This is a genomic window from Empedobacter sp. UBA5528 (assembly GCF_002426075.1).
GTDB lineage: Bacteria > Bacteroidota > Bacteroidia > Flavobacteriales > Weeksellaceae > Empedobacter > Empedobacter falsenii_B.
In genome coordinates this window covers 1-6,049 of record NZ_DINY01000052.1, presented here as the reverse complement: position 1 = coordinate 6,049, position 6,049 = coordinate 1, and the positions used below count along the sequence as shown (strand labels likewise).

Genomic DNA, 6,049 nt, shown 5'->3' with positions numbered 1-6,049 from the left:
GATTTTCAAATCTAAAGGAACTCGTTTCAGTATGACATCTAGTTAATATTTAAAATATTCTAAATAATCAATAATCAAACAAAATCAACCCTTTAAAAATTTCGTCAACTTACAGAAAATTCGTAATTTTGCATCCTAGTACAAATTCTAAAAGTAAGATGATAAACATTTCTCTTCCAGATGGAAGTGTAAGACAGTATGAGAGTGGCGTAACTCCTATGGACGTGGCGCTAAGCATTAGTGAAGGTTTAGCACGTAATGTAATTTCGGCTATAGTAAACGATCAACAAGTTGAAACAACAACCCCAATCACCACAGATGCAACGATCAAATTGTTAACCTGGAATGATGAAATGGGTAAAAAAGCTTTTTGGCATTCATCTGCTCACTTATTAGCGCAAGCTATTTTAGAGTTTTATCCAAATGCTAAATTAACTATTGGACCTGCGATTGACAAAGGTTTCTATTACGATGTTGATTTTGGTGAGGATAAATTTACAGAAGCTGATTTTGCGAAAGTAGAAAAAGCAATGTTAGAGAATGCAAAGAAAAAAGCTGAATTCAAATTATATTCAGTTTCAAAAGCAGAAGCATTAGAGACATACAAAGACAATGAATACAAAACAGAATTAATCTCTAATCTACAAGATGGAGATATTACATTCTGTACACACGATAATTTTACAGATTTATGTCGTGGTGGACACATTCCAAACACTGGAATTGTGAAAGCTGCAAAAATCTTGAATGTTGCGGGAGCTTATTGGCGTGGAGATGAGAAAAACAAGATGTTGACTCGTGTTTATGGTATTACATTCACAAAACAAAAAGATTTAACAGAATATCTTGAGTTATTAGAAGAAGCAAAAAAACGTGATCACCGTAAATTAGGGAAAGAATTAGGTTTATTTGCTTTCTCTGAAAAAGTTGGTGCAGGTTTACCACTTTGGTTACCAAAAGGAGCTGCTTTGAGAAGAAAATTAGAAAACTTCTTATTGAAAGAGCAACAAAAAATGGGTTACGAAATGGTAATTTCTCCACACATTGGTCAAAAAGAATTGTATGTAACTTCTGGTCACTATGCAAAATATGGTGCAGATAGTTTTCAGCCAATTAAAACGCCAAACGAAGGAGAAGAATTCTTGTTAAAACCAATGAACTGTCCACATCATTGTGAGATTTACAAAACATCTCAATGGTCGTACCGCGATTTACCAAAACGTTATGCAGAGTTTGGTACAGTTTATCGTTACGAACAATCAGGAGAATTACACGGTTTAACGCGTGTTCGTGGATTTACTCAAGATGATGCTCACTTATTCTGTACACCAGATCAATTATTAGAAGAATTCAAAAAAGTAATTGATTTAGTATTATATGTATTTACAAATCTTGGATTTGATAATTATTCGGCTCAAATCTCATTAAGAGATCCAGAGAATAAAGAAAAATACATCGGATCTGACGAAAACTGGGAAAAAGCTGAACAAGCAATTATCACAGCATCAGCAGAAAAAGGTTTACCAACAGTTGTAGAATATGGCGAAGCTGCATTCTATGGACCTAAGTTAGACTTTATGGTGAAAGATGCATTAGGACGTCAATGGCAATTAGGAACAATCCAAGTGGATTATAATTTACCAGATCGTTTTGATTTAACTTACACTGGAGCAGACAACGAAAAACACAGACCAGTAATGATTCACCGTGCGCCATTCGGCTCTATGGAACGTTTCATTGCCATTTTGTTAGAAAATACAGCAGGGAATTTACCACTTTGGTTAACACCAGATTTATTCACAATTTTACCAATTAGCGAAAAATATGTGGAATATGGAGAAAAAGTATTAAATTTGCTGGCCGAAGAAGAAATTAACGGACTGATTGACAGTAGAAACGAGAAAACTGGTAAAAAAATCCGTGATGCCGAAATCGGTAAAATTCCTTTCATGTTAATCATCGGTGAAAAAGAAGCAGAAAACGGTACAGTTTCTGTAAGAAGACACGGAGAAGGTGATTTAGGAGAGATGACGATTCAAGCGTTTATCGACTTCATGAAAGAACAAATCAAATTAAAATAATTTAAAACAGAATAACTATCGCAATTAGAAGAAAAGGCGGCAGAGGTCCAGCCAGAGTAATTAAGGAAGATCAACACAAGATCAATGATAAGATTGACGCGAAAGAAGTACGCGTTGTTGGAGAAGGTATAGAACCTGGTGTATATCCAATAGCTAAAGCTTTAGAACTTGCAGAAGAACAAGGTTTAGATTTGGTAATGATCAGTGAAAAAGCCATTCCACCTGTTTGTCGTGTCGTAGAGTACAAAAAATTCTTATACGAACAAAAGAAAAAAGAAAAAGAACTTAAAGCTAAACAGCAGAAAGTTGTCGTGAAAGAAATTCGTTTCGGTCCTCAAACAGATGATCATGATTACGAATTCAAAAGACGTCACGCAAGATCTTTCTTAGAAGAAGGTTCAAAATTGAAAGCGTATGTTTTCTTCAAAGGACGTTCTATTATCTTTAAAGATCAAGGAGAAATCTTATTGTTACGTTTAGCTCAAGAATTGGAAGATGTTGGAAAAGTAGAACAAATGCCAAAACTTGAAGGTAAAAGAATGATTATGATGATGGGACCTAAGAAATAATTAGGTTCTTATCATCTTACAAAAAATAAAAAACGTTTTAATTTTAAATATTTGTAATCATGCCAAAATTAAAAACAAAATCTGGAGCGAAAAAACGTTTCAAATTAACAGGAACAGGTAAAATTAAAAGAAAACACGCTTTTAAAAGCCACATCCTAACAAAAAAAGAGACTAAACAAAAGAGAAATTTAACTCAAACTGGTTTAGTTGATCAAGCTGATGTTCATTCAGTAAAACAACAATTAAGATTAAAATAAGAACGTGTTCTTATTTGGTTTATTAATTCATTATTAACCCTGTCGATGGGCCTTAAAGCAGAGCAATCTCGCCCACTACAAAAAAATTAAAAATTATGCCAAGATCAGTAAACGCAGTTGCGTCAAGAGCTAGAAGAAAAAGAGTTTTAAAACTTGCAAAAGGATATTACGGAAGAAGAAAAAACGTTTGGACTGTTGCTAAAAATGCAGTAGAAAAAGGTTTAGTATACGCTTACCGCGATAGACGTCAAAAGAAAAGAAATTTCCGTGCGTTATGGATTCAAAGAATTAACGCTGGAGCAAGATTACACGGATTGTCTTACTCTAAATTTATGGGAGCTATCCACAAAGCTGGAATTGAATTAAATCGTAAAGTTTTAGCTGACTTAGCGATGAACAATCCAGAAGCTTTCAAAGCAATCGTAGAAAAAGTAAAATAATTTTTTTAAACAATATTAAAACGTTTTAAAACTTGGCTATTTAGTCAAGTTTTTTTTTTGCTTAAATTTGAATGAATGTCATTCTAGACTTATTTGGAATCTCATCATAAATGTTATTTAAAAACCCAACTCAAATGAATCAACAAAAAGATTTATTTCTAAGAATTTGGCCATTTTTTGTCGTTTTTTTTATCTACAATTTTGCTGCAATTGCTATGACGCAATATTATGGTCGCGACGAATTACATCTGCATTTCAATCAATACAGCAATCATTATCTCGATAAACTCTTTGTTTTTTATACCGATTTCGGAACCTATTATTTATTTTTTATACTTCTTGGTTATCTATTTTGGAAAACAACTCGAAGATATTTTTATTATTTATTAGTTTCTGGAGCAGTTGCAACAACAATTAGTGTTTTCTTTAAGAATGTCTATTTCGAACAAGTTTTACGTCCTGGATATTATTTTACACAGAAAAAAATAGACATTATTCTAGTCAAAGATTATGCGATACAAATGGCTTCAACTTTTCCTTCAGGACATTCATTAACAGCTGCAATAATTTCGATGACTTTATGTTTATTAACCAAAAACAGATGGTTACAATTATTTTTTGCACTTCATTTTCCAAGTATCGCAATTAGTAGAATCTACTTATCGCGCCATTTTGCGATTGATACCGTTGGTGGTTCGTTTATTGGTTTTTTTATATTTATCTTTATGTATTACATCATCAACCAATCTAATAAACCAAAATTAGATCAAAAATTTATTAACAATGGAGATTCAAAATAAACTTAAAATATCATTAATACAATACGATATAATCTGGGAAGATGCAAAAGCTAATCACGCTTATTTAAATGAATTATTAGCCAATCATCAAACTGATATTATATTGTTACCAGAAATGTTTGCTTCGGGATTTTCGATGAATGTAGAAAAAATTGGTCAAAAACCTTTTGGAGAAACCTTCGAATGGATGCAACACAAAGCCAAAGAATTGAATTCTGTGATTGCTGGAAGCATTTCTACACATGAAAACGATAAATACTATAACCGATTTTATTTCATCTGTCCAAGCGGCTCTATTTATATTTACGATAAGAAACATTTGTTCAGTTACGGAAAAGAAGCTGGGGTATATTCTGCAGGAGATAAAATTGTAACGATAGATTATAAAGGATGGCAAATTCGTCCTATTGTTTGCTACGATTTACGATTTCCAGTTTGGATTCGCAATACTGAGGAAAATCCCTACGATTTGATACTTTGTAACGCTAGTTGGCCAAAAGCACGTCGAGAAGCTTGGATTTCACTCCTAAAAGCTCGAGCAATCGAAAATATGGCTTTTATTGCTGGTGTAAATAGAATTGGCGTAGATGGCTATAATCTCGAGTATCAAGGCGATTCGCATTTATTTGATACATTGGGACAAGATTTGGAAACAATTAACAATCATCCCGAAATTTTACAGTTCGAAATTGATAAAGAAGAACAAGATAAAACTCGAAAGCATTTCAATTTTCTAAATGATCGCGATTCATTTTATTTTGGATAAATACAAGCTCAACTTTGGTTGGGCTTTTTTTTGTATGTGTAATTCTTTTTTATTCATATATTTATGGATAATGAATATGAATGGATAACACTTGTAAAAGCATCTATGAAAGCTACTACAATTGATATTTCGATAATAATTAATTATGAAAAAGATATTTATATTTCTATTCTTTATATTATTGGTACTTTCTGCAACTTATACTTTATATTTAGTTCGTAAGACTTTTAATAATTATCAATTTGAATCTTATAATGAACTTTATTATAAAGTTCCACCTGTAAATAATGCACAATTTAAATCGTTAAAATCTTTTAATTCTCACTTGTTTTCAATTGTTGACGATAAAAACTTAAAGAATATTACAGTAAATTTCGATTCCAAATCAAATAAAGTAAGGCAAGTAAATTTAAATTACACATACAATCCTGAAACAATTGATGATAAAATAAAATCAATCATAAGGATATATAACTTAGGAGAAATTATCGAAATTAATAAAAGAATGATGAAAAAAATATCATTTTTTCGGAGTCCTGATGTATATAATTTTGAAAATACTAAATATGAAGAAATGTACTTTCCAGATGATTTCTTTATACATAAACCCATTGTAAATTATAATATAAAAGGAAATCCCATCGATTCAATTATAAATGATAGAATAAAGCTTTATGCTTTAAAAGGTATGGTTGAGCTAGATATTAACAATGATTATAAACCTGATTTATTAATTGAATCAAAAAACGAAAAATCTTATATGATTACTGGTTTTGTTGAGATAGACAAGAACCTATTTTTCCTATATTATTTAGATAATGATTCTATTAAAAAAATAAATGATCTATATAAATTAATAAATTTCAAATAATTTATAGTGCCTAACAAAAATTAATTTGGGCGTTCCCTTCGGTCGGACTATCCGTTCCAATCTTTTGTAGAAGAAGATTCAATTTCAAGTAAGAAAGTTCCAATTCCTACAAAAGGATTTTTACTACTATCCCTAACGCGGGTTATAAGTTCTGAGTTTTGAGTGATAAGTTATAAGACATAAGACTTAAAGGAATAGGAATAGAAGTTAAACTATCCCCTTGAGGAGATTATAGGGCTGTTTTCGAGTTATGAGTTGTAAGTTC

At 31.4% G+C, this 6,049-nt stretch carries 7 protein-coding genes; all 7 read left to right on the top strand.

Annotation, left to right across the window (positions count from 1 at the left end; all coding sequences use genetic code 11):
- The first annotated feature begins 158 nt into the window (after positions 1–158).
- The 7 genes from thrS to B4L98_RS11675 all read left to right on the top strand — a co-directional run bounded on the left by thrS (position 159) and on the right by B4L98_RS11675 (position 5,784).
- Positions 159–2,081 carry a threonine--tRNA ligase gene (thrS, locus tag B4L98_RS11705; protein WP_291047019.1) on the top strand — a complete coding sequence of 641 codons (1,923 nt, stop codon included), beginning with the start codon at positions 159–161 and terminating at the stop codon, positions 2,079–2,081.
- Between the two features lie 59 nt (positions 2,082–2,140).
- A complete protein-coding gene (gene infC / locus B4L98_RS11700; RefSeq protein WP_236688239.1) occupies positions 2,141–2,650 on the top strand; it encodes a translation initiation factor IF-3 in 510 nt (169 codons plus the stop codon).
- A gap of 59 nt (positions 2,651–2,709) precedes the next feature.
- A complete protein-coding gene (gene rpmI, locus B4L98_RS11695; RefSeq protein ID WP_038337133.1) occupies positions 2,710–2,907 on the top strand; it encodes a 50S ribosomal protein L35 in 198 nt (65 codons plus the stop codon).
- A gap of 95 nt (positions 2,908–3,002) precedes the next feature.
- Complete coding sequence (gene rplT / locus B4L98_RS11690) at positions 3,003–3,347, top strand: 50S ribosomal protein L20 (protein ID WP_038337134.1); 345 nt, start codon at positions 3,003–3,005, stop codon at positions 3,345–3,347.
- A 134-nt stretch (positions 3,348–3,481) separates the two neighbouring features.
- Positions 3,482–4,147: a phosphatase PAP2 family protein gene (locus B4L98_RS11685; RefSeq protein WP_185144154.1), complete on the top strand. Its 666-nt coding sequence runs from the start codon at positions 3,482–3,484 to the stop codon at positions 4,145–4,147.
- Positions 4,131–4,913 carry a nitrilase-related carbon-nitrogen hydrolase gene (locus B4L98_RS11680; protein ID WP_286496429.1) on the top strand — a complete coding sequence of 261 codons (783 nt, stop codon included), beginning with the start codon at positions 4,131–4,133 and terminating at the stop codon, positions 4,911–4,913. Before B4L98_RS11685 ends, B4L98_RS11680 begins: the two co-directional genes overlap by 17 nt.
- 145 nt (positions 4,914–5,058) lie before the next feature.
- Positions 5,059–5,784, top strand: a complete 726-nt coding sequence (locus tag B4L98_RS11675; RefSeq protein WP_286496430.1) for a hypothetical protein — start codon at positions 5,059–5,061, stop codon at positions 5,782–5,784.
- Positions 5,785–6,049: the final 265 nt, after the last annotated feature.